This is a genomic window from Staphylococcus roterodami (assembly GCA_022493055.1).
Taxonomy (GTDB): domain Bacteria; phylum Bacillota; class Bacilli; order Staphylococcales; family Staphylococcaceae; genus Staphylococcus; species Staphylococcus singaporensis.
Genome location: CP092781.1, coordinates 1,581,257 through 1,604,270 on the forward strand (window position 1 = coordinate 1,581,257; position 23,014 = coordinate 1,604,270).

The 23,014-nt window shown below is 30.4% G+C and carries 23 protein-coding genes and 1 pseudogene; 2 read left to right on the forward strand and 22 right to left on the reverse strand.

Going from position 1 to position 23,014, the window contains the following annotated elements; all coding sequences use genetic code 11:
- Positions 1-2 precede the first annotated feature (2 nt).
- The 8 genes from ML436_07655 to lepA form a co-directional block, all read right to left on the reverse strand.
- Positions 3-755, reverse strand: coding sequence for a 16S rRNA (uracil(1498)-N(3))-methyltransferase (locus tag ML436_07655; protein ID UMT77076.1), 753 nt, complete (start codon positions 753-755; stop codon positions 3-5).
- A gap of 1 nt (position 756) precedes the next feature.
- Positions 757-1,695 carry a 50S ribosomal protein L11 methyltransferase gene (gene prmA, locus ML436_07660; protein ID UMT77077.1) on the reverse strand — a complete coding sequence of 313 codons (939 nt, stop codon included), beginning with the start codon at positions 1,693-1,695 and terminating at the stop codon, positions 757-759.
- Positions 1,696-1,698: 3 nt separating this feature from the next.
- Positions 1,699-2,838, reverse strand: a complete 1,140-nt coding sequence (gene dnaJ / locus ML436_07665; GenBank protein ID UMT77078.1) for a molecular chaperone DnaJ — start codon at positions 2,836-2,838, stop codon at positions 1,699-1,701.
- A 138-nt stretch (positions 2,839-2,976) separates the two neighbouring features.
- Positions 2,977-4,809, reverse strand: coding sequence for a molecular chaperone DnaK (gene dnaK, locus ML436_07670; protein UMT77079.1), 1,833 nt, complete (start codon positions 4,807-4,809; stop codon positions 2,977-2,979).
- Positions 4,810-4,872: 63 nt separating this feature from the next.
- Complete coding sequence (gene grpE, locus ML436_07675) at positions 4,873-5,499, reverse strand: nucleotide exchange factor GrpE (protein UMT77080.1); 627 nt, start codon at positions 5,497-5,499, stop codon at positions 4,873-4,875.
- Positions 5,500-5,531: 32 nt separating this feature from the next.
- Positions 5,532-6,509, reverse strand: a complete 978-nt coding sequence (hrcA, locus tag ML436_07680) for a heat-inducible transcriptional repressor HrcA (GenBank protein UMT77081.1) — start codon at positions 6,507-6,509, stop codon at positions 5,532-5,534.
- A 101-nt stretch (positions 6,510-6,610) separates the two neighbouring features.
- Positions 6,611-7,735, reverse strand: coding sequence for a radical SAM family heme chaperone HemW (hemW, locus tag ML436_07685; GenBank protein ID UMT77082.1), 1,125 nt, complete (start codon positions 7,733-7,735; stop codon positions 6,611-6,613).
- 212 nt (positions 7,736-7,947) lie between these two features.
- Entirely contained in the window at positions 7,948-9,771 is a 1,824-nt protein-coding gene (lepA, locus tag ML436_07690; GenBank protein UMT77083.1) for a translation elongation factor 4, read from the reverse strand.
- Between the two features lie 345 nt (positions 9,772-10,116).
- Here lepA and rpsT point away from each other — a divergent pair, with 345 nt between their 5' ends.
- On the forward strand, positions 10,117-10,368 hold the full coding sequence (gene rpsT / locus ML436_07695) for a 30S ribosomal protein S20 (protein UMT77084.1): 252 nt from the start codon (positions 10,117-10,119) through the stop codon (positions 10,366-10,368).
- Positions 10,369-10,416: 48 nt separating this feature from the next.
- Here rpsT and holA read toward each other — a convergent pair whose 3' ends face one another.
- The 13 genes and pseudogenes from holA to mtnN all read right to left on the reverse strand — a co-directional run bounded on the left by holA (position 10,417) and on the right by mtnN (position 20,600).
- A complete protein-coding gene (gene holA / locus ML436_07700; protein ID UMT77085.1) occupies positions 10,417-11,391 on the reverse strand; it encodes a DNA polymerase III subunit delta in 975 nt (324 codons plus the stop codon).
- 80 nt (positions 11,392-11,471) lie between these two features.
- Positions 11,472-13,421, reverse strand: a pseudogene (locus ML436_07705) (DNA internalization-related competence protein ComEC/Rec2).
- A 232-nt stretch (positions 13,422-13,653) separates the two neighbouring features.
- The gene (locus ML436_07710) at positions 13,654-14,115 is read right to left on the reverse strand and encodes a ComE operon protein 2 (protein UMT77086.1); all 462 of its coding nucleotides are present in this window, start codon (positions 14,113-14,115) and stop codon (positions 13,654-13,656) included.
- A gap of 91 nt (positions 14,116-14,206) precedes the next feature.
- Positions 14,207-14,884, reverse strand: coding sequence for a helix-hairpin-helix domain-containing protein (locus ML436_07715; protein ID UMT77087.1), 678 nt, complete (start codon positions 14,882-14,884; stop codon positions 14,207-14,209).
- A gap of 48 nt (positions 14,885-14,932) precedes the next feature.
- Positions 14,933-15,649 (reverse strand): class I SAM-dependent methyltransferase, encoded by a 717-nt coding sequence (locus ML436_07720; GenBank protein UMT77088.1) that lies wholly within the window; start codon positions 15,647-15,649, stop codon positions 14,933-14,935.
- Positions 15,650-15,651: 2 nt separating this feature from the next.
- Positions 15,652-16,005, reverse strand: a complete 354-nt coding sequence (gene rsfS / locus ML436_07725) for a ribosome silencing factor (GenBank protein UMT77089.1) — start codon at positions 16,003-16,005, stop codon at positions 15,652-15,654.
- Positions 16,006-16,590 carry a bis(5'-nucleosyl)-tetraphosphatase (symmetrical) YqeK gene (yqeK, locus tag ML436_07730; GenBank protein UMT77090.1) on the reverse strand — a complete coding sequence of 195 codons (585 nt, stop codon included), beginning with the start codon at positions 16,588-16,590 and terminating at the stop codon, positions 16,006-16,008.
- On the reverse strand, positions 16,580-17,149 hold the full coding sequence (nadD, locus tag ML436_07735; protein ID UMT77091.1) for a nicotinate (nicotinamide) nucleotide adenylyltransferase: 570 nt from the start codon (positions 17,147-17,149) through the stop codon (positions 16,580-16,582). Before nadD ends, yqeK begins: the two co-directional genes overlap by 11 nt.
- A 2-nt stretch (positions 17,150-17,151) precedes the next feature.
- Positions 17,152-17,442, reverse strand: a complete 291-nt coding sequence (gene yhbY / locus ML436_07740) for a ribosome assembly RNA-binding protein YhbY (protein ID UMT77092.1) — start codon at positions 17,440-17,442, stop codon at positions 17,152-17,154.
- A gap of 4 nt (positions 17,443-17,446) precedes the next feature.
- Positions 17,447-18,253, reverse strand: a complete 807-nt coding sequence (gene aroE / locus ML436_07745; protein UMT77093.1) for a shikimate dehydrogenase — start codon at positions 18,251-18,253, stop codon at positions 17,447-17,449.
- A 12-nt stretch (positions 18,254-18,265) separates the two neighbouring features.
- Positions 18,266-19,366 (reverse strand): ribosome biogenesis GTPase YqeH, encoded by a 1,101-nt coding sequence (gene yqeH / locus ML436_07750; protein UMT77094.1) that lies wholly within the window; start codon positions 19,364-19,366, stop codon positions 18,266-18,268.
- Entirely contained in the window at positions 19,367-19,894 is a 528-nt protein-coding gene (locus ML436_07755; protein ID UMT77095.1) for a YqeG family HAD IIIA-type phosphatase, read from the reverse strand.
- Between the two features lie 19 nt (positions 19,895-19,913).
- Positions 19,914-20,600: a 5'-methylthioadenosine/S-adenosylhomocysteine nucleosidase gene (gene mtnN, locus ML436_07760; GenBank protein ID UMT77096.1), complete on the reverse strand. Its 687-nt coding sequence runs from the start codon at positions 20,598-20,600 to the stop codon at positions 19,914-19,916.
- 305 nt (positions 20,601-20,905) lie between these two features.
- Between mtnN and ML436_07765 the strand changes: the two genes are divergently transcribed.
- On the forward strand, positions 20,906-21,175 hold the full coding sequence (locus tag ML436_07765; GenBank protein ID UMT77097.1) for a hypothetical protein: 270 nt from the start codon (positions 20,906-20,908) through the stop codon (positions 21,173-21,175).
- 440 nt (positions 21,176-21,615) lie between these two features.
- Here the strand turns inward: ML436_07765 and ML436_07770 are convergent, their stop codons facing one another.
- Positions 21,616-22,836, reverse strand: coding sequence for a Fic family protein (locus ML436_07770; protein UMT77098.1), 1,221 nt, complete (start codon positions 22,834-22,836; stop codon positions 21,616-21,618).
- Positions 22,837-23,014 lie beyond the last annotated feature (178 nt).

The following is a 23,014-nucleotide window of genomic DNA, read 5'->3' on the forward strand; positions in this document are numbered from 1 at the left end:
ATTCACCCCATCAATTCTTTTTCATAACTTATTGCGCTTAAAGCGTATAATGGTGCTGTTTCTGCCCGTAAAATTCTTGGTCCAAGCCCAACTATTGTACTTGAATTATTAAATATAGCAATTTCTCTTTCTGACAAACCACCTTCAGGACCAAATATCATTAACACTTTATCCTGAGGTTTGAACTGCTGTAATGTTTGTTTGAAATTGCTCAATTCACCATCTTTAGCTTGTTCTTCGTATGCAATAAGAACATAGTCATAATTATCTATAGTATCATAAATCATGTTTAAATTCGACTCGAATTGAATAGAAGGAATTGCTAAACGATAACTCTGCTCAGCAGCTTCTTTAATAATCTTCTGCCAACGTTCTAATTTTTTAGCAACCTTTGAATCATTTAATTTAACAATTGAACGTTCCATGCTAACAGCTATAAATGATGATGCACCTAATTCTGTAGCTTTTTGTAACAACCACTCGTATTTATCTGCTTTAATCAATCCACTGCATATTGTTACATCAACCGGCAATTCTGTATTAATATTTTGTTTTTCAAGTAGCGATACTGTAATACCTTCATTCGATATTTCAACAATTTCACAAGTATAAACACTTTGATCTTTAAAAGTTAAAATAATTTTGTTACCAACTGAATTTCTCATTACGTTAGTAATATGATGTATATCTTCTTTTTTTGTAATAAAAAAACGCTGACTTTCATCAGCGTTTTGGTTTAAAAAATAACGTTGCACATTATTCACTCGCTTTCTGACCAACAAGACAAACCCATCCGTTGTCATGTTGTACTGAAATAATTTTAAAACCTACACGCTCCATATGTGACTGTATACCTTCATACTTCTCTTTTATAATACCAGAAGTAATAAAATATCCGCCTTCATTTAGAGTATTATAAGCATCTTCAATCATTTCATCAATAATGTGCGCTAAAATATTTGCTATTACAATGTCAAACTTTTCAGTTTCATCTTTCAACAAATTACCTGGAACAGCTTCAATTAACGTTTCACAATGATTTCTTTTAAAGTTTTCTTTAGCTACACTAACTGCCATTTCATCAATATCTAACGCTTTAATACGTTTAACACCAATTAAGTGACTAGCTATACTTAAAATACCTGATCCTGTACCGACATCTATGACTGAATGTTTTGGTGATACATATGTTTCTATTGCTTTTAAACACATACTTGTTGTTGGGTGATCCCCTGTACCAAAAGCCATACCTGGATCTAGTTCAATACAAAGTTCATCCTCAACTTCTTTAGTGTATGTTTCCCAACTTGGTACAATGGTGAACTTTTGCGATGCTCGGAATGGATGGAAATAATTTTTCCATTCATTCTCCCAATCAGTCTCAGCAATAACCTGCTCATTAAATTGAACAAGCTGTTGATCAAGTTCATCTATATTTAAAAGATCATCCTTAATTTGTTGACGCAAATTTTTATCATAAGTCATTTCATTAAAATAGGCTTTTAATCTCACGCCTTTGTCCGGATAATCTTCTTTTTTTAAGGCATAAATTTCTCCGTATTTATCTTCAGGTTGATTGATTAAATCATGTGAATCTTCTATTACAACACCATTTGAACCATGATTTTCTAATATGTTTGTAGCCAATTCTACTGCTTCGTGATTAATAATAATTGAAAGCTCTGTCCAATTCATGCTTTATTCTCCCTTAAAGAATCTTTTTGCTCTATCTTTAAAATTCGAAGGTTGTTCACTAATTTCTTCGCCACTAATTTGGGCAAATTCTTTCATTAGTTCTTTTTGTTTATCATTCAACTTAGTTGGTGTAACCACTTTAATGTCTACGTATAAGTCACCATAACCATAACCATGAACATTTTTAATACCTTTTTCTTTTAATCTGAATTGTTTACCAGTTTGTGTCCCAGCTGGAATTGTCAACACAACTTCATTATTTAATGTAGGTATTTTAATTTCATCGCCTAAAGCTGCTTGTGGGAAACTGATATTTAATTTGTAGTAAATATCATCTCCTTCACGTTTGAAAGTTTCAGAAGGTTTAACTCTAAATACTACATACAAATCACCTGCTGGACCACCATTTACACCAGGAGAACCTTCACCAGCTAATCTAATTTGTTGTTCATTGTCAACGCCTTCAGGTACTTTAACTTCTAGTTTAACTGTTTTATTTTCAGTTCCTTTACCATGACAAGTCGGACAAGCTTCTTCAAATTCTTGACCACTTCCATTACATTTAGGACAAACTTGTTCTGTACGTACTCTTCCTAAAATAGTATTTTGTTCAACAGCTACATGACCTGCACCGTTACAGTAGCTACATGTCTTTTTGCTTGTGCCTGGTTTTGCACCATCACCATGACATGTTTCACAAGTTACATCTTTACGTATTGATATTTCTTTAGTTGTGCCAAATACAGCCTCTTCAAATGTAAGTGTCATCGTATATTGAAGATCATCACCTTTTTGAGGCGCATTTGGATCTCTTTGTCTGCCGCCACCGAAGAAAGAACTAAAGATATCTTCAAAGCCGCCACCGCCAAAGCCACTAAAACCGCCAAAGTCAGAGCCATTAAATCCTTGACCACCAAAACCTTGAGGACCATCGTGGCCAAATTGGTCATAATTCGCACGTTTGTTATCATCACTTAGGACTTCATAGGCTTCAGAAATCTCTTTAAACTTTTCATCTGCACCTTCTTCTTTATTAATATCCGGATGATATTTTTTTGAAAGCTTTCGATACGCTTTTTTGATTTCATCTTTTGAGGCATCTTTATTTACACCCAACACCTCATAATAATCTCTTTTGGCCACAGCTATCTCTCCTTTTCTTAATTAACTAATATAGTTTATCGTAAACCGTCTCACTATCCAAATAAAAAGCCAAAGCCAATGTTCTATTGACTTTGACTTTTAGATCATAACGACACAATATTAAAATTGGGTATTTAATTATTTTTTGTCGTCGTCTTTTACTTCTTTAAATTCTGCATCTTCTACAGTGCTATCATTATTTTTACCAGCATCTGCACCTTGCGCTTGTTGTTGCTGTTGTGCAGCTTGTTCATAAACTTTAGCTGATAATTCTTGAATTACTTTTTCAAGTTCTTCTTTTTTAGCTTTGATATCTTCAATATCTTGACCTTCTAATGCCGCTTTAAGTGCATCTTTTTTCTCTTCAGCAGATTTTTTATCATCTTCGCTAATATTTTCGCCTAAATCAGTTAATGTTTTTTCAACTTGGAATACTAAGCTATCTGCTTCATTTCTCAAGTCAACTTCTTCACGACGTTTTTTATCTGCTTCAGCATTAACTTCAGCATCTTTAACCATACGATCGATTTCTTCATCTGATAATGAAGAACTTGATTGAATAGTAATTCTTTGTTCTTTATTAGTACCTAAATCTTTAGCAGTTACATTTACAATACCGTTTTTATCGATATCAAATGTTACTTCGATTTGAGGTTTACCACGTTCTGCTGGTGGAATATCAGTTAATTGGAATCTACCAAGCGTTTTATTGTCAGCAGCCATTGGACGTTCACCTTGTAAAACGTGTACATCAACTGAAGGTTGGTTATCTACAGCTGTTGAGTAAATTTGAGATTTAGAAGTTGGAATTGTAGTGTTACGTTCAATTAACGTATTCATACGTCCACCTAAAATTTCAATACCTAAAGATAATGGTGTTACGTCTAGTAATACAACATCTTTAACATCACCAGTGATTACGCCACCTTGAATTGCAGCACCCATTGCTACTACTTCATCTGGGTTTACACCTTTATTTGGTTCTTTACCAATTTCTTTTTTAACTGCTTCTTGTACAGCAGGAATACGTGTTGAACCACCAACTAAAATAACTTCATCGATATCTGCATTAGTTAAACCAGCATCTTTCATTGCTTGGCGTGTCGGTTCCATTGTTCTTCTAATTAAAGAATCTGATAATTCTTCAAATTTAGAACGAGTTAAGTTAACTTCTAAGTGTAATGGACCATTTTCACCAGCTGAGATAAATGGTAATGAGATTTGAGTTTGTGATACTCCAGATAAGTCTTTTTTAGCTTTTTCAGCAGCATCTTTTAAACGTTGTAATGCCATTTTATCTTGAGATAAATCAACGCCATTATCTTTTTTAAACTCAGCCACTAAATAATCAATGATTACTTGGTCAAAGTCATCCCCACCAAGTTTGTTGTCACCAGCAGTTGAAAGAACTTCGAATACACCGTCGCCTAATTCTAAAATAGATACGTCAAATGTACCGCCACCTAAGTCAAATACAAGTACTTTTTCATCTTTATCTGTTTTATCTAAACCGTAAGCTAATGCCGCAGCAGTTGGTTCGTTAATAATACGTTCAACTTCTAAACCAGCAATTTTACCAGCATCTTTTGTTGCTTGACGTTCAGCATCGTTAAAGTATGCAGGTACTGTGATAACAGCTTTATCTACTTTTTCACCTAAATAACTTTCAGCAGTGTTTTTTAAGTTTTGTAAAATCATAGCTGAAATTTCTTGTGGAGTGTATGATTTACCTTCAATGTCAACTTTATAATCTGTACCCATATGACGTTTAATTGATTGTACAGTATTTGGGTTAGTGATTGCTTGACGTTTAGCAACTTCACCTACTTGTGTTTCACCATTTTTAAATGCTACTACAGATGGTGTTGTACGAGAACCTTCAGGATTTTGAATTACTTTTGGCTCATCGCCTTCTAATACAGTTACACATGAATTTGTTGTACCTAAGTCTATTCCAATAATTTTACTCATAATAAAATTCCTCCATTTAATAATTAAATTAATTTATAGCAATGTCGTTTCGCCAATAATGCCTTATTGGTTTACTTTAACCATTGATGGTCTTAAAACTCTATCTTTAAGTTTATAACCTTTTTGAAGCTCTTGAGTAATCTCTCCAGATTCAAAATCTGGGTTGTTATCTTGAACTACAGCTTGGTGAATATTTGGATCAAACGTTTCACCTTCAGTTTTGATAACTTCAAGACCATTATCTTTTAACGCGTTAATTAAACTTTCATGAACCATTTGAACACCTTTTTGAAGTGATTTAAACGTTTCATCTTCACCTTCTATTTCAAGTGCACGTTCAATATTATCAATTGCTGGTAATATATCAGTTAACACGCGTTGCGATTGATATGTTTTATTTATTTCATTCTCTTTTTGAATTCTACGCTTATAATTTTCAAATTCTGCGTAAAGTCTTAAATATTTTTCTTCATTTTCATCTGCTAATTGTTGAAGTTCGTCAATTTTTTGATCTTTCGGATCTATTTCTTCAATAACATTCTCGTCAGACGTTTCTTCTATTGCTTCATCTTGTAAATGACTTTTGCTTTCTTCAGTTTTTTCAACTGAATCATCGTTATTGTTCTTGACGTTTGTTTCTTCAACTGTTGATTCAGTGTTTTTCTCAACTGATTCGTCTTTATTTGTCATTTTCTGCCCTCCAATACTCTTCTAATCCATCATTACCAAATTCTATTTAATAATTGAATGACATTTTGATAATGCATAGCTGTTGGTCCAATTATTGCAATTTGACCTTTTAACGTTTCATCAAAATGATATTGACTAGTAACAATTGATATATCACTTAAGCTGTCATCAATTTCATTTCCAATTTTTACATTAATATTTGGTGAAGATATATCTTGCAATAATTCTGTTATTCTATTTGATTCTATATATTGTAAAATCGGTTGAATTGAAGATACATTTGTTTCATTCAATGCATCAATAAGTTTAACCTTTCCACCCATATAAATGCTATTACTTTGATTTGAAATATGGTTATTCATCGTATTCAATAATTTATTGATAAATTTTTCTTCTTGTTCTGATTGAACAAAAGACACTATTTCATCTTGATGATTACGATTAAACTCTGTTAATTTATTCGTAACAAAATTTGAAATTGTATTTAATTTATCATTACTGAAAGGTATGTCTGAAGCAAGATGTACGTGTTCAACATGACCTGATGAAAATACAATAACCATAATTACTAAATTAGGATTAGCACGAATCAAATGCACGTTATTGATAATATCTTGTTTATGATTTGGATGAACAACTAAAGTTGTATATTGAGATATATTTGATAATTCATCTGCAAAATAGCTCAATGCAGAAGATACATCATATTGATTCTCAACTAACAATTGATTTAATCGTCTTAATTTATTTGTTTTTTGATGAGATGTTTGTTCAAGTAAACGATTGACATAATACCTAAAACCTAATTGTGATGGTGAACGACCTGAAGAACTATGTGTTTTTTCGATATAGTTTAAATCTTCAAGTTGCTTCATCTCATTTCTAATCGTAGCGGGGCTTACATTTAAGTTATGCCGCTCAATTAGTGTTTTAGAACCAACGGGTTGACCAAAATCAACATAATCCTCAACAATTGCGTTTAATATACTCAATTGCCTATCTGTAATCATGTTTTCCACCTCATTAGCACTCACTTATCTCAAGTGCTAATTATAATTTAACAAATTGGTCAAAGTAAGTCAATGTTAAAGGCTCGAAATTTCAAATTTTTTTAATCATTTATAAGAAAAGCTTCAAAAACCTCATTGCCAATGACTTTTCCACGTGCTGATAATGCAATTGAATCACTTTTTTCTATTAACAATTGTCTATTTTTTAAGTCTTCTATCGTTTGACCAAAGACATTTTCAATTGGTTGGTCAAATTTATTTTTAAACCTTTGTCTATTTACACCTTCATTCAAACGCAATCCTAAAAACATTTCTTCTTCCATACGTTCCGTTAAAGTAGGTTTATTTGACACTAAAATCGCTTTATTCTCTTTATTAATCGCTTTAATATAATGATTTACAGGATTAATGTTAGTATAACGAACACCGTCTACATATCCACTTGCACCTGCACCAAATCCATAATACTCTTCATTTAACCAATAAACTTTATTATGTTCCGATTCATGATTATCTAATGAAAAGTTAGATATTTCATATTGATGAAATGGGGAGCGTTCAATTTTAGACATCAATAACTGATACATATCCGCACCTAAATCTTCATTTGGTAGTTTAAGAAGTCCTTTTCTATACATATTATAAAATTGTGTTTTAGGTTCTAGTATCAATCCATAACTAGATATATGTTGTATATCCATAGTAAGTGCTTGATTTAAACTTTGCTCAAAGTCTTCAATTGATTGTTTAGGTAAATGGTACATTAAATCTAAACTAATTGATTGTATACCTGCATTTTTCGCATTTAACACTGAAGTGTAAATATCTTCAGTGTTATGTGTTCTTCCTAGAATTGATAATAATTCAGGTTTAAAAGTTTGTACGCCCATCGAGATTCTGTTCACACCGTATTTTTCTAATAATTGAACTTTATCTTTCGTTAATTCGTCAGGATTTGCTTCAAACGTATATTCACCTGTAATAGTAAAAATGTCCTGTATAGCTATTAAAAGCCTTTCTAGTTGCTCAATTGACAAAGCCGTTGGTGTCCCTCCACCAACATACATCGTTCTTAAATTTTTATATGTTGCTGTAGACATTTCCTTTATTAATGCATCTAAGTATTCATCTACTGGTTGGTTCTGTATAAAATATTTATTAAAATCACAATATGTACATATCCTTACACAGAAAGGAATATGTATATATGCACTCTTTACTGTCATATTCACGCCCCACTTTTTATACTGGAATTCCTACGGCTATATCAACTTGAATAATTTCAGGTGTTCATATTGATCTTCCACTATTGATTAAATCGTAATTTTACAACACTTTTTCTTAGTAAGTGCAAAGATTAGAGTCTGAAACACTTATGTCCCAGACCCTCAATTTAACTATTCAACTTTTGTAATTAAAAATAAGAGCTTGTTAAATTTTACTCATCATCCATTTTTAATACGGCTAAGAAAGCATCTTGTGGTATCTCTACATTACCAACTGCTTTCATTTTAGCTTTACCAGCTTTTTGTTTTTCAAGTAATTTACGTTTACGGCTTATGTCACCACCATAACATTTAGCTAAAACGTTTTTACCCATTGATTTAATATTCGTACGTGCAACTATTTTTTGTCCTATTGCCGCTTGAACAGGTACTTCAAATTGTTGTCTCGGAATTAGTGTTTTAAGCTTTTCTACTAATGCTTTACCACGTTCATATGCAAAATCTCTATGGACTATAAAACTTAATGCATCTACTTTATCACCATTTAATAAAATGTCCATTTTAACTAAATTACTTTCTTTATTTTCGATAAACTCATAGTCAAATGATGCATAACCTTTAGTATTAGATTTGAGTTGATCAAAGAAATCAAATACTACTTCTGCTAGTGGCAATTCATAAACAATATTTACACGAATATCATCTAAATAATCCATATTTATAAATTGACCACGCTTACGTTGACATAATTCCATTACAGCACCGACATAGTCGTTTGGAACCATCATTGTCGCGCGAACGTATGGTTCAAATATTTTTTCGATTTTATCACGATCAGGCATTTGCGCAGGATTATCCACTGTCACTTCGGAACCATCTCTTAAGATACATTGATAAATTACAGATGGTGCTGTAGCAATTAACTCAATACCAAATTCTCTCTCGATACGCTCTTGAATAATTTCCATATGCAACATACCTAAAAATCCAGTTCTATAACCAAATCCTAAAGCTTGTGATGATTCTGGTTCAAATTCTAACGAAGCATCATTTAATTGTAATTTTTCTAATGCTTCTCTTAAGTCATTATAGTTTTTATTATCGATTGGGAATAAACCACAATATACCATTGGGTTCATTTTCTTGTACCCTTGTAATGGTTCTGATGCAGGTCTACTTGCCAATGTGATAGTGTCACCAACCCTTGAATCATCAACATTTTTAATACTAGCAATAATGTAACCTACATCTCCAACTGTTAATTCGTCGACTGGCAGCTGTTTGGGTGTATTGATACCCACTTCTGTTACTTCGAATTCTTTACCTGTTGCCATCATTCGAATTTTATCACCAGCTTTTACTACACCATCAACAACTCTTATTGAAGAGATTACACCTCTATACGGATCATATTCCGAGTCGAATATTAATGCTTTTAACGGTGCTTCTGGATCACCATCTGGTGCAGGAACAACTTCAACTATTTTTTCAAGTATTTCTTCAATACCAATATTTGATTTAGCACTTGCCAAAACGACATCATCTTGATCTAAACCAATCATGTCTTCAATTTCTTGTTTAACACGTTCTGGTTCAGCTGCAGGTAAATCAATTTTATTAATAACAGGTAATAGCTCTAATTCATTATCTAAAGCTAAATAAACATTTGCTAATGTTTGTGCTTCAATACCTTGGGCAGCATCAACCACTAAGATAGCACCTTCACAAGCAGCTAATGAACGTGACACCTCATATGTAAAATCGACATGCCCAGGAGTATCAATTAAATGAAATGTATAAGTTTCTCCATCTTTTGCCTCATACTTTAGACGAACTGCATTTAATTTAATTGTAATACCACGTTCTCTTTCTAAATCCATAGAGTCTAAAAGCTGATCTTGCATATCTCTTGTTTCAACTGATTTTGTATTTTCTAATATTCTATCAGCTAGTGTAGATTTACCGTGGTCAATATGTGCTATTATTGAGAAATTCCTTATATTCTCTCTTCTTTTTAAGCGTTGCTCTTTATCCATTTTATCCTTCTCACTTTCATAAAATAAACCCGTATTATCATTCGTATCTTTGATATAATAACGTTTTTAAAAGGTAAATGCAAACGCCATAATCAACGATGAACTATGATTTTAAAACAATCTTTATTTATATACCTACTTACGATATGTTAATATTAAAGTTACGTACTTATAATTATAAAACGTATTGATTGTGTTTCCAACACAATTTATTGAATCAAGTAAAATTTAAGCTAACCCCATCAAATAAATGATTGCACAAAGGTTAGACTTTTGTTAAAATATTTCTTGTTGTAATCAAATAAAAATTTGATAAGATGAACTCACTTTTAGGAGGTGACAGAAATGGCAAATATCAAATCTGCAATTAAACGTGTGAAAACAACTGAAAAAGCTGAAGCACGCAACATTTCACAAAAGAGTGCTATGCGTACTGCAGTGAAAAACGCAAAAACAGCTGTTTCAAATAACGCTGATAATAAAAATGAATTAGTAAGCTTAGCAGTTAAGTTAGTTGACAAAGCTGCTCAAAGTAATTTAATACATTCAAACAAAGCTGACCGTATTAAATCACAATTAATGACTGCAAATAAATAATCTTTTTAAATAAAAGTTCAAGCGTATGCTTGAACTTTTATTTTTATGTTATAGAGATAAAATGAATAATTCTAAAATTAAATGTTTATCCATATAAGATGACTTTAATTTGTAATCAGTTTCTGCACAAGCATCCATTATATTTAACAATTCATCAAGTCTGTAATGTCTTACTTGACCTAAAGCTAATTTGACCCTATATGGATGAACACCTATCGTTTTAGCAATTTGTTGACCGCTATATCCTTTTTGACTTAAAATCTTACATTGATAAAACAAACGATAGTTACTTGTAATTAATGCAAGTAACTTTATAGGCTCTTCTTTCATAGTAATTAAATCTTTAACTAGAAGAATCGCTTGTTCCTTTTTTCTTTTCTGTATGTATTCTGTAAGCAAGAATACATTCTGCTCTAAACTTCTGTTAATAATTTGATTAACATCTTGCTTATTAATTGTTGGTCTGTCACCTAAAAATAAAATTAATTTTTCTAATTCTTGAGAAACAATATTAAAGTTGATACCTGTCAATTCAATAAATAAATCTAACGCATCACGCTTTATATCTTTAAAATTTTCATTTAGTTTCCTTTGAATCCATTTTTTAATATCTTCTTCAGACATTTGTTCGATTTTCTTTAACTTAGCGTGTTTTTTTAATGTTTTTGTTAATTTCTTTCTCTCATCAAGTTTGTTTTGATATACCTCAAAAACTATTAAATTTTCACCATCGTATTTTTCAATAAACTCTATTAATTGATCTACATTATGCGTCATATCTTTCGGTGATTTTTCACCAGTAAATAAAAATGCATTTTTAACCAATATTGCTTTTTTTTCTGAAAAGAAAGGCAATGTTAATGTTTCTTCTACAATTGGTGCAATCTCTGTTTCATATAAATTGAATTTCACAAAGTTAAAATCATCTCTATCATCTTTTAAAAATTGCGAAATAATTTCTTTACTTTGCTTTTCAACCAATTCAGGTACATCTCCATAAATAGCTACAATATTGTCGCTCATTCATTACACCCTTTCATACGTTTAACACATCAATAGATTATATCATGTTTTAACGATTAAACACTAATCACTTATTTTACTCAATTTAACGTAACTTTTAAATTTTCATCTAAATCAATTGTTACTTGTCCATTATATTGAGAATCATAAATTTGACTATGAAAACTTTTCAATCTATTTATTACCTCTTTATTAGGTAGACGGTATATGTTGTTTTTTCCAGATGAAATTAAGCTAATATTTGGTTGTACGGCTTCAATAAATTGTGCTGAACTGCTAGTTTTACTTCCATGATGTCCTACTTTAAGAATATCAACTTTTGGTAGGTGATATTTCTTCAGCAATATCTCTTCATTATTCTTTGTTGCATCTCCCATTAATAATACTTTTTTATTATGATAATTAATTAAAGTAACGATTGAATATTCATTTTTGTCTTGGCTACCCTGAATATAGCTATTTAAAAAAGTAAAATCACTTTCTCCTATTCTAAAATTTCCTACTTGTCTTACATCTAAGAGTTTAACATTATATCTTTTAGATAAATTAGATAAAGATAACAACATTTTATCGTTATAGCTACTACTATAAATCACTAAATATTTTATTTTTAGGTGACTCATAATATATTCTACTTCACCAATATGATCATTATGAGGATGGGTTAATATCAAATATTCTAATTTATTAATTCCTCTTTCATTTAAAGTAGGTAAAATATGATATTTGGAAATCGAAAAGTTATTCTGAGCATTATCAGTTATCACTTTACCTCCAGTATCAATTAACACATTTTGATTATTTCCCGCTTCATATAAAATACTATCTCCTTGTCCTACATTTAACATCGTTATTCTATGATGTTGATTTGTTGGAAATGCGAATAATAACAAAAATAAAACTATAGTATAGATGAAAGTTAATTTGAATTTCCTATTAGCTATTAACCACAAAATATAAAAAATGCAGATTATTAGTACAACAAGTGTCCACGTATTTATTTGAGGAATTAAAAAATTCGTATGATTTATTTTAGAAAATAAATATAATAACCAATTGTGAAAATCGAAGCTAAGATTAATTAAATAATTCAAGGGAGTTAATTCAATAGTAAAATGGCTGACGATAAAGAAGATAATCGATAGAGGAAATAATATCATTGAATAGTATGGAACAAAAATAAGATTTGTTACAAATCCTATCCATTATAATTGATGGAAGTAAGGTATCGATATTATAAAAGAAGCTAATTGTGCAACAAAAGTAATGACCAATAATGACTGTATTTTCGATAATCTCTGTATAAAAGGTAATAATAAAATGATACAAAATGAAATAATAAATGAAAATTGAAATCCAATATCGAAAATTATTTGAGGATTCGAAATAAACATAATAGTAAAAGCTGTTGATAATAAATTTATACCATTAAATCTAATTTGACTAGGTATTATTAAAATAATACATGTCATAATAATAGCTCTAACTGCACTCGGTGCGTAATTTGTATACTCTGCAAACAAAACCAGTATAAAAACAGTAAAAGTTTTAATGACTATTATGGGTATGTTTAGACGGATTAATGGTTGATAAATTAAAAAGACGATTGCAGCAATATGCGAACCACTAACCGCAAGTAAATGATATATACCTAAATTTTTAACTTGATCTAAATATTTCTCACTGATTAGTTTTGAATCACCAGTAATCAAAGCAATCACTTGATTCGGATAATTTATGTTTGAATTGTGTATTCGATTTATAATAAATCGCTTGTGGTTTTCTATCAAATTATTATTATCCACTTTATAACAACTTTGCTTATTTATATTAAGTAGTTTAATAGAAATATATTTATTGTCGTTAATTTGAAATTTCCCTTTTACAATACAATTATAGTTTTCAATATTAGATACAACTTCGGTCTTATTGCCTGATAAATAGAACGGGTATGTCTCATTATTTAACTTTAACAACCCTTTGAAACTATTATGGCTTTGTCGCTCAATAGTTGTGATAACGACGCGCATGTTAATTTGTGGATTCGATTCGATAGATTTCAAATGATTTGATAAATGAAGCTGAGAAATATTTAAATACCATGAGGAGATAATAATTAGTAAGAGGTAAGCAGGAGCAAATGTAATTTTATTTTTTCGAAAAACAATTAATAATAATAAAATAAAAAGGAATATAGAGAGCACTTTGTTGGTTGTCCAAAGCACTCCTACTATTATTGATAAAGCAATATAAAACAATGAATTAACCTTTAGTCAAATATTTAGCAACATATTCTGGTGAAAATGGAATCTTTTTGAATTCGATACCAGATTGTTTTAATAATTTAGTTGCATATTCATGATTATGATAATCTTCAGCATAATATATGCGTTTAATTCCTGCTTGAATTATCGACTTTGTACAATTTAAGCATGGAAAATGCGTAACATAAATGGTAGCACCTTCTGTTGACACACCTTGTTTAGCACACTGTAATAAAGCATTCATTTCAGCATGTATCGTTCTAATACAATGCCCATCTTCAATTAAACACCCTTCATCAATACAATGTACTTCACCGGCTACAGAGCCATTATATCCACCAGCTATAATACGATTATCTTTAACTATTGTTGCGCCTACAGATAATCTTTGACAAGTTGATCGCAATGCCAACAAATGACTTTGTGCCATAAAATATTCTTCCCACTTGATTCTTTCCAAGATGTTCACCTTCCATACTTAAAATTTAGTTACTTTTTCTATTAATATAAGATTAATCACTAAAAATAAAATTTGCAATCAAAATAATCTATTATATTGTAAAGTATGATTTCAGTTTTTCGAAAGTCTTACTGCCGAAACCTTTTACTTTCTTCAACTCTTCAATATCTTGAAATGCACCTTGCTGATTACGATGCTCTATAATAGAGTTCGCTTTAGTTTGACCCACACCTGGCACTGACATTAACTCTGAAGCGGAGGCTGTATTTAAATTCACTTTGACATTGGTATTTGATTGATTAACTTGTGATTTATTTGTTCCAAGCTGTGATTCAATATTTTTTTGACCTTTGCGTGGAATATAAATCATTTTTTGATCTGTTAATTTTTCGGATAAATTAATTTGACTTACATCTGCATCTTCTAACAACTCTGCTTTATTTAGTAAATCAATCACTCTATCCGTAGGTGACATTTTATAAACATTCGGATGTTTAATAGCACCCTTTACATCTACATATATAGGACCTTTATTTTTAATGAGTTTGTCACTATCTTTATTTTGATCTTCAACTAATTTAGTGTTGTTATTATAAGTATTAAGCTGTTTAAATGATGCATCATTATTATTAACTTTATTATTTTGTAACTGATGATCTTGTCGCCAGAAAATAAATCCTGCTAATAAAATAAATGACACTATAGCACTTATAATGTAGACCTTCCATTGATTAAAAAAATCTTTATATCGTAATAAAAATTGATACAACAAAACCACTCCTCAACTTTATACACGGCTGAGCAAGTGGTTTTACTTTTATTTTTTGACAATAAAAAATAATCTATCTGCATGTTCATTATGTTCATTTTCATCAAAGTCTGTAAAAGTTTTAATATGATTGAATCCAATTTCTGTCAACCATTTTAAATAAGTTGCTTCTTCGAATGTCCTTTGGAAATGTGACTCGTCAAATCTAGAATATGTTTGGTCTTCATTTCGTATGAAAAATGACATATCGTGATACACACTTAAAGGTAAATCACCTTGTATCGCATCCCATGCCAGAAAGATTCCGTCCCTATTATCAATATAACTTTGATTATTAAACAATGTCATCATTTTGTGTACTGTATGTACATCAAACATAAATACTCCAGAATCATTCAAATGATTATATACATTTTTAAATGTCTCAATTACAGCATTCTCATCTTGCAAATAGTTTAGAGAGTCACAAAAAATTGTGATAACATCAAATTTTTGTTGCAAATCAAAAGAAGTCATGTCTCCTTCAATCCAATTAACACTTGTTGATTTTTGAGACGCAACAGTTAACATATCTATGCTTAAATCCATGCCCGTCACTTGACCTAAATTTACTAATTGAACAGTCAAACTCCCTGTTCCACAACCAATGTCCAAAATATTTGATCCATTCTCGCAATTATTTGCAACAAGTTCATACCATTTCTCATAAGGTTGATCTTGTGTTAATTGATCATACACTAAACTCATTTCTGCATATTGTGACATAATTAATACGCAACCTGACCATAAGATTCTAATGGTGCATCTTGATATAATTTTTCAATATTATAATAATTTCTTTCATCTTTATGGAAAACATGAACTACTACATCCGCTAAATCAATTAAAATCCAGCGTGCTTCATTGTAACCTTCCATACGTTTTACTGCAACATTTTGTTCGTTAGCCGCTTCTTTAACAGCTCGAGCAATTGCTTGAACTTGGCGCTCATTATTTCCATGGGTTACAACAAAATAATCTGTCATATCACTAATGTTTTTCATCTCTAATGAAATAATATCTTCGCCTTTTTTATTGTCAACTGCATTCACTGCAATTGTTAATAATTCTTGTGAATTCATTTAATCATCCTTTATTCTTTCGTCGCTATAATTGTAATAATTTAAACAATCAATTGTCTTATTATATACTGTAATGTCTTTTTGAATTAAAAATAATACTGTTCGTTTAGAAATTTCATAAATTGTTTTATCTAAACTACCTTGATTGTATGCCATATCTCGGATATCCTCAACTCCTGGTATTGTTCTTCCAGGTTCGATATAATCGGCAATAAAAATCAATTTTTCAGTTTTTGTCATTTGTTGACGACCTGTAGTATGATACTTAATTGCCATCAAAACTTCCTCATCATGAATACCATATTCATGCTCCATAATCGCTGCACATACCGGGCCATGCAAGATTTCACTACCATAACTTAGTAAATCATTGCCTAATTCATATTGTCTAACAATTTGATACATTTTTCCTAAGTCATCATACTTACATAAATCATGTAAGACACCTGCTAATTCTGCTTTATTAGCATCTCCATCATAAATATCAGCAAGTTTAACTGCTGTTTCTGCCACTCTTAAAGAATGATTGAAGCGTTTTTCGGGCAATTTTTCTTTGGCAAGCCGTTTAGCTTTTTCAATGTTCATATAATCCTTCCCCCTTAATATAATTTTCAACGGATTTAGGAACAAGAACTTGGATGGATTTTTTTGCTTTAACTCTTTGTCTTATCATTGTAGAACTTATATCTACCCTTGGAATCTGAACGGCAATCATATTGCTATCAACATTTTGAACATTTTTACCTCTATTTACAACTATAAAAGTCACAATTTCTTTCAGGATTTCAATTTGATACCATTTTTCCAACTGATCATATTGATCCGTCCCAATTACAAAATATAACTTACTTTCCTTGTGTAAATCTTTAAATGCCTTTATTGTGTCATAAGTATAGCTTTGACCGCCTCGTTCAATTTCTAAGTCACATATTTTCCCAAAACCAAGTTCATCAATCACTAACTGTATCATCGTTAATCTATGATGGACATCAAGAAAATCATGGTGTTGTTTTAACGGTGACATAAAACTAGGTAAAAAATAAAATTCATCTGGCTTTAGTTCATGAAAAACTTCACTAGCTACTATCATATGTGCAGTATGAATTGGATTAAATTGCCCACCGTAAAGTACAATTTTCTTCATTGCTATGGTAATTCAATCTCTTTATTTTCTTTAGATTCTCTATAAATAACAATCATTGAACCAATTACTTGCACTAATTCACTATGTGTAGCTTCACTTAATGTTTGCGCTAATTCTTTTTTATCATCAAAATTATTTTGTAAAACATGAACTTTAATTAGTTCTCTATTTTCCAAAGTATCATCAATTTGTTGAATCATATTTTCATTGATACCGCCTTTTCCAATTTGAAAAATAGGATCAATATTATGTGCTAAACTTCTTAAATATCGTTTTTGTTTGCCTGTAAGCATAGTGTTATTCTCCTTTTAATTTTTCTAAAACTGCTAATTTCATACAGTTAATATCAGCTTCTTTACCTGTCCATATTTTAAAACTTTCAGCACCTTGATAAACAAACATGTCTAATCCATTATAAATAGAATTTCCTTTTTGTTCTGCTTTTACTAAGATTGGTGTTTTATAAGGTATATAAACGATATCACTTACTAATGAATTCTGAGAAAGATGCTTCAATTCGATAATACTTTCATTATTTTCTGCCATACCTGCTGGGGTAGTATTAATCACAATATCAAATTCGTCTAAATGCATTTCAGCATCGTTTAAAGTAATTTGATTCACATCTAAATTCCAAGATTCAAAACGAGACATTGTTCTATTCGCGACTGTCAATTTATGCTTTACAATTTTAGATAATTCATAAGCGATGCCTTTACTTGCACCACCTGCACCCAAAATTAAAATATACGCATTCTCTAAGTCTGGATAAACTTGGTATAAACCTTTAACATAACCAATACCATCTGTATTATACCCTATCCACTTACCTTCTTTTATCAAAACAGTATTTACAGCACCTGCATTAATTGCTTGTTCATCAATACTATCTAGATATGGCATGATACGTTCTTTATGTGGAATTGTAACATTGAAGCCATTTAATTCTTTTTTAGAAATAATTTCTTTAATTAAATGAAAATCCTCAATAGGAATATTTAGAGCATCATAAGTATAGTCTAACCCTAAAGTCTTAAAGTTTGCATTATGCATCGACGGTGATAAGGAATGCTCAATTGGACTACCGATAACTGCAAATTTCATTATTAAATCACCTTACAAAATAGAATTTCTTAATACTACATCGACATTTTTAGGAACACGAACAATAACTTTTGCTCCCGGTCCAATAGTTATAAATCCAAGACCAGAAATCATCACATCTCGCTTTTCTTTACCAGTTTCAAGTCTAACAGCTTTAACTTCATTAAGGTCAAAATTTTGAGGATTACTTGGTGGCGTTAATAATTCACCTAATTGATTACGCCATAAATCATTTGCTTTTTCTGTTTTCGTTCGATGTATATTCAATTCATTTGAAAAGAAACAAACTAATGGGCGCTTGCCACCTGATACATAATCAATTCTCGCTAATCCACCAAAGAATAATGTTTGTTCTTCATTTAACTGATAAACACGTTGCTTGATTTCTTTTTTAGGCATAATAATTTTCAATTCTTTTTCACTCACTAAATGAGTCATTTGATGGTCTTGGATAATTCCTGGTGTATCGAACATAAATGAAGTTTCGTCTAGAGGTATATCAATCATATCCAAAGTTGTTCCTGGGAATCTTGATGTTGTTACTACATCTTTCTCACCGACGCTTGCTTCAATTAATTTATTGATTAACGTTGATTTCCCTACATTTGTTGTTCCTACAATATAAACATCTTCATTTTCTCTTACTTTCGCAATTGAGCTTAATAAATCATCGATACCCCAGCCTTTTTCTGCTGAAATTAACACGACATCATCTGCTTCTAATCCATATTTTCTAGCAGTTCGTTTTAACCATTCTTTAACTCGACGCTTATTAATTTGCTTCGGTAATAAATCTAATTTATTTGCCGCTAAAATAATCTTTTTATTTCCGACAATGCGTTTGACTGCATTAATAAAAGACCCTTCAAAGTCAAATACATCAACAACATTAACGACAATACCTTTTTTATCCGCAAGACCTGATAATAATTTTAAAAAGTCTTCGCTTTCTAACCCTACATCTTGAACTTCATTATAATTTTTCAATCGGAAACAACGTCTACAAATCACGTCATCTCGGAACAGATTATGTTCTGGTACAAAACCAGGTTTATTTTTATCTTCAGATTGAAGTGGTGCACCACAACCGATACATTTTAAAATATCTGACAATCAATTTTCCTCCCATGTGATATAACCTTTTTTACTAAAATGACGCAATAATCGTCTTTCGATCAACCTATTAAACTTAGTAATAAATCCATCAGTACGTTTTACTGGAACTACCATAATTGTATATAATCCTCGACGATTCCCACCAAATACATCTGTAAGCATTTGATCTCCAATGACAACTGTTTCATCCGGCTTAATATTCATTTTAGTCATTGCTTTATCAAATGCTTTACCCATTGGTTTTCTTGCTCTAAATATAAAATCTATATCTAAGTGCTTACTAAAACTCGCAACACGTGATTCGTTGTTATTAGACACGATTGTAATAGTGATTCCTTTTTCATTAGCTTCTTTAAACCAAGCTTTAACACGTTCTGTAGGTTCTTTTACATCCCAACCTACTAATGTATTATCTAAATCTGTTATGATACCTTTCACACCTTTATCAACTAACTTATCTAAATCAATTTGAAATATAGACTGAACATATGAATTAGGCATAAAAAACTTGCGAACTAAACCCATTTAACTCACCTTTACCTTTTTATAATTGAGAAACTAATGCTTCAACTGTTTGACTAGATGATACTGCTGCTTTTTCTAAAAATGCTTCAAAACTAATTTCAGCTTCTCCATTTGCCAAGTCAGAAACAGCTCTCACAACAACAAACGGTACTTTGAACTGATAACATGTTTGCGCAATTGCTGTTGCTTCCATTTCAACCGCCATAGCATTTGGAAATACTTTTTTAATCTTCTGACGTTGTTCTACACTACCAATAAAGCTATCCCCACTCACTATCAAGCCTACTTTAGCTGATAATTGTTGTTGTTGTACAACTTGAGATACTTTTTCAATTAAAGATTTACTTGATTCAAAAGTAGCTGGCATCTGTGGTATTTGACCAAATTCATAACCAAATGCTGTTGCATCTGCATCATGATATTTTAAATCATCACTAATAAGCACGTCACCAACATTCAGACTTTCATCTAGTGCACCTGCCGAACCAGTATTAATAATAATATCAGGTTTGAATTTATTGATTAATAATGTTGTAGAAATTGCAGCATTAACCTTTCCAATTCCACTTTGGGTAATCACTACTTCTTTTTCTTGTAAAATGCCAGTATAAAATTTAACATGTGCAATTGAAATCCCGCTTAATTGTGTTAATTTATTTTTTAATATTGTAACTTCTTCTTCCATGGCACCAATTATACCAATCATTTATGATTCACCTCATTTATAAAATCCTAGCATTTGTTATTTTATCACATTTTAATCACTACCACGATAAGTATAATGATTTTCATCATAGTGCTAATATTTTGCATATTTAATTTTAATTTAATCTTCTATAAACTAACTACTTATGAAAAACTTTATTGTAGATTATTTTAGTGGTAATAATTTATTGCATTCATTTTACAAGACGAGAAAATATGATAATTTATAAAACAAAGAACACTTTATTAATCAAGATGAAAATGATATGTTTAGGTAAATAATGATGAAAATACGAGGAAATTATAATGGCACAAAATAATCAAAACAGCTATGTAACAAAGATAGCCACTTGGGGTAGTTTTATCGCAATTGCTTCATTTATTACTTTATTTGCGAGTATTTTTTTGAAATTCACTTTTGGCTTTCAGTTTTTAACACTGGTAATGAATATTTGTCGATATACTTTGATTTTAGGTTTTATAATGATGTCATTACCTGATGTTGTTGAGAAAAACATTAAGAAAATTTTATTCGATGCATTTATTATTATCGTCTTTATTTTCTTTTTACTTTAGGAATGTGAATCATTGTTACAAATGTAATCATAACTATTTCATTAATTCTTATATCTGAGGTTGAGACATAAAGTTTTTGTGCTCTGGGAAACCGATTAACGGCGTCCCAAAAGCAGGATTTTCGGCAGAAACTCTCACGATTCGACAAAATTTGGAAAACAATTTTGTTCATCGTTCTGTTCTGCTCAAATCCTAAACGCTTTTATCCCGACCTCGTTTTATTTTAGTTTATCTAACAAACATTATTGCTGGCTAAACACTTCCATAATAAACTATATATTTTTTTAATATTGCGCTAGTTATAATTAAAATCCTAAATCTCAAAATTTCTAATTTAATATAGTCGCCGTATAAAAGTCAGCTTAATATTTATAGAATTACCTTTCAATTTGTGCACAACAAAAAAGCAGCACACGAAACATGTGCCACTCTCAACAAATTTATCTTATAATCATATGTAAAAACTCGTCACTAATCTCATAAATTGTTGGCCTACTTTTAACTTTAACTAAATACTGATTGTATTTTTTTATTGTGTTATTAATTTTAACTCTACCAACGCCCAATATGTTTTCAATATCAATCAAAGATAATCTATTCCTTTTATTACTAAATAATTTATCCATTGATAAGAGATACAAAAATTCATAGTCAACCTTTTTATAATGATTTGCCAAATAGCTTGTTAATTTTTCAGTCGCATCCATTTTAGGCATCAAATCATCGAGTATTCTATCTTGTCCAACTATTAATAAATCAAGCATAATCTCAATAAATCCTGTCAAATCACCACAATTCAAATGATTTGAAGCAGTCATAAACGCCTTATAATATTTCGATTTATTTCTATTAATTACATACGAAAATGTCAACGCAGTATAGTTATCATAATAGTCACTTAAAAGCTTTGCTATTATAAATCTTCCAACTCTACCATTACCATCATAAAATGGATGAATGTATTCAAACAAATAATGACTAGCCATAATTTTAAAAGGTTCGGGTGCATCAAAATATTTTAAAAACGTCAGCATTTCACCAATATATTCAATAATTTTGGTTTCTGGTTCTAAACCTACATGTATATATTTATTCGTCGATCCATCATGCACTCCAACAAAATTTTTACGGAATAAATCCCCATCTAACTTATCTTGTTCATTTATTTCTCTCGAAACTAATTTATCATATATTTCTCTAATGTCTCTAACACTAGAGATTCTTATTTTCTGACTAAGTTCAATTTCTTTATATTGGTCTACTAGTCCTCTAAACTTTAAAAATTCTGATGATTTATTATTTAGTGCATGTGCAATTTCTTTTTTTGTACTAAATACATTTTCAATTTCATTAGTACTTTGTAACTCATCAATTAATAAATCGTTAAAATATTGTTCTCTAACTATATACGGTACAGAATTTAGTGCTCTATCGATTCTTCTACTATTTACAGATATTAATTCTTGCTTTTTTGATAAGTTTTTAGTAACCATGAAAAACAAAGGATACTTCTTATTTACAACTTTTTTCCCATTTTCCATAGGGTTAATATTGATATTAGTTTTGAATGAAGCTAAAGAATTAATTCTTTTGTAATACTCATCTTTCATTTTGATTTCATTGTATTCATGAAAAATACTTTTTAAAGTTCTATAGCTCAAATTCAATACCCCCTTACGTAAAAATGTATTTTTTGGCATGAAAATCAATTTTCAATTTATTAGATAAATTTTATCACGTTTATAATCTAAAAACTATATAAACAGTGTGCTTCCAAATTAATTCCAATATTTTATTTTCACACAACAAAAAAGCAAGACACAAAACATGTGCCACTCA

What these genes read in the sequence shown, in the direction of transcription:
- prmA (UMT77077.1), bottom strand. Translation starts at nt 1,695, where the DNA reads ATGAATTGGACAGAGCTTTCAATTATTATTAATCACGAAGCAGTAGAA.
- dnaK (UMT77079.1), bottom strand. Translation starts at nt 4,809, where the DNA reads ATGAGTAAAATTATTGGAATAGACTTAGGTACAACAAATTCATGTGTA.
- grpE (UMT77080.1), bottom strand. Translation starts at nt 5,499, where the DNA reads ATGACAAATAAAGACGAATCAGTTGAGAAAAACACTGAATCAACAGTT.
- hrcA (UMT77081.1), bottom strand. Translation starts at nt 6,509, where the DNA reads ATGATTACAGATAGGCAATTGAGTATATTAAACGCAATTGTTGAGGAT.
- hemW (UMT77082.1), bottom strand. Translation starts at nt 7,735, where the DNA reads ATGACAGTAAAGAGTGCATATATACATATTCCTTTCTGTGTAAGGATA.
- lepA (UMT77083.1), bottom strand. Translation starts at nt 9,771, where the DNA reads ATGGATAAAGAGCAACGCTTAAAAAGAAGAGAGAATATAAGGAATTTC.
- rpsT (UMT77084.1), top strand. Translation starts at nt 10,117, where the DNA reads ATGGCAAATATCAAATCTGCAATTAAACGTGTGAAAACAACTGAAAAA.
- holA (UMT77085.1), bottom strand. Translation starts at nt 11,391, where the DNA reads ATGAGCGACAATATTGTAGCTATTTATGGAGATGTACCTGAATTGGTT.
- ML436_07720 (UMT77088.1), bottom strand. Translation starts at nt 15,649, where the DNA reads ATGTCACAATATGCAGAAATGAGTTTAGTGTATGATCAATTAACACAA.
- rsfS (UMT77089.1), bottom strand. Translation starts at nt 16,005, where the DNA reads ATGAATTCACAAGAATTATTAACAATTGCAGTGAATGCAGTTGACAAT.
- yqeK (UMT77090.1), bottom strand. Translation starts at nt 16,590, where the DNA reads ATGAACATTGAAAAAGCTAAACGGCTTGCCAAAGAAAAATTGCCCGAA.
- nadD (UMT77091.1), bottom strand. Translation starts at nt 17,149, where the DNA reads ATGAAGAAAATTGTACTTTACGGTGGGCAATTTAATCCAATTCATACT.
- yhbY (UMT77092.1), bottom strand. Translation starts at nt 17,442, where the DNA reads ATGCTTACAGGCAAACAAAAACGATATTTAAGAAGTTTAGCACATAAT.
- aroE (UMT77093.1), bottom strand. Translation starts at nt 18,253, where the DNA reads ATGAAATTTGCAGTTATCGGTAGTCCAATTGAGCATTCCTTATCACCG.
- ML436_07755 (UMT77095.1), bottom strand. Translation starts at nt 19,894, where the DNA reads ATGGGTTTAGTTCGCAAGTTTTTTATGCCTAATTCATATGTTCAGTCT.
- mtnN (UMT77096.1), bottom strand. Translation starts at nt 20,600, where the DNA reads ATGATTGGTATAATTGGTGCCATGGAAGAAGAAGTTACAATATTAAAA.
- ML436_07765 (UMT77097.1), top strand. Translation starts at nt 20,906, where the DNA reads ATGGCACAAAATAATCAAAACAGCTATGTAACAAAGATAGCCACTTGG.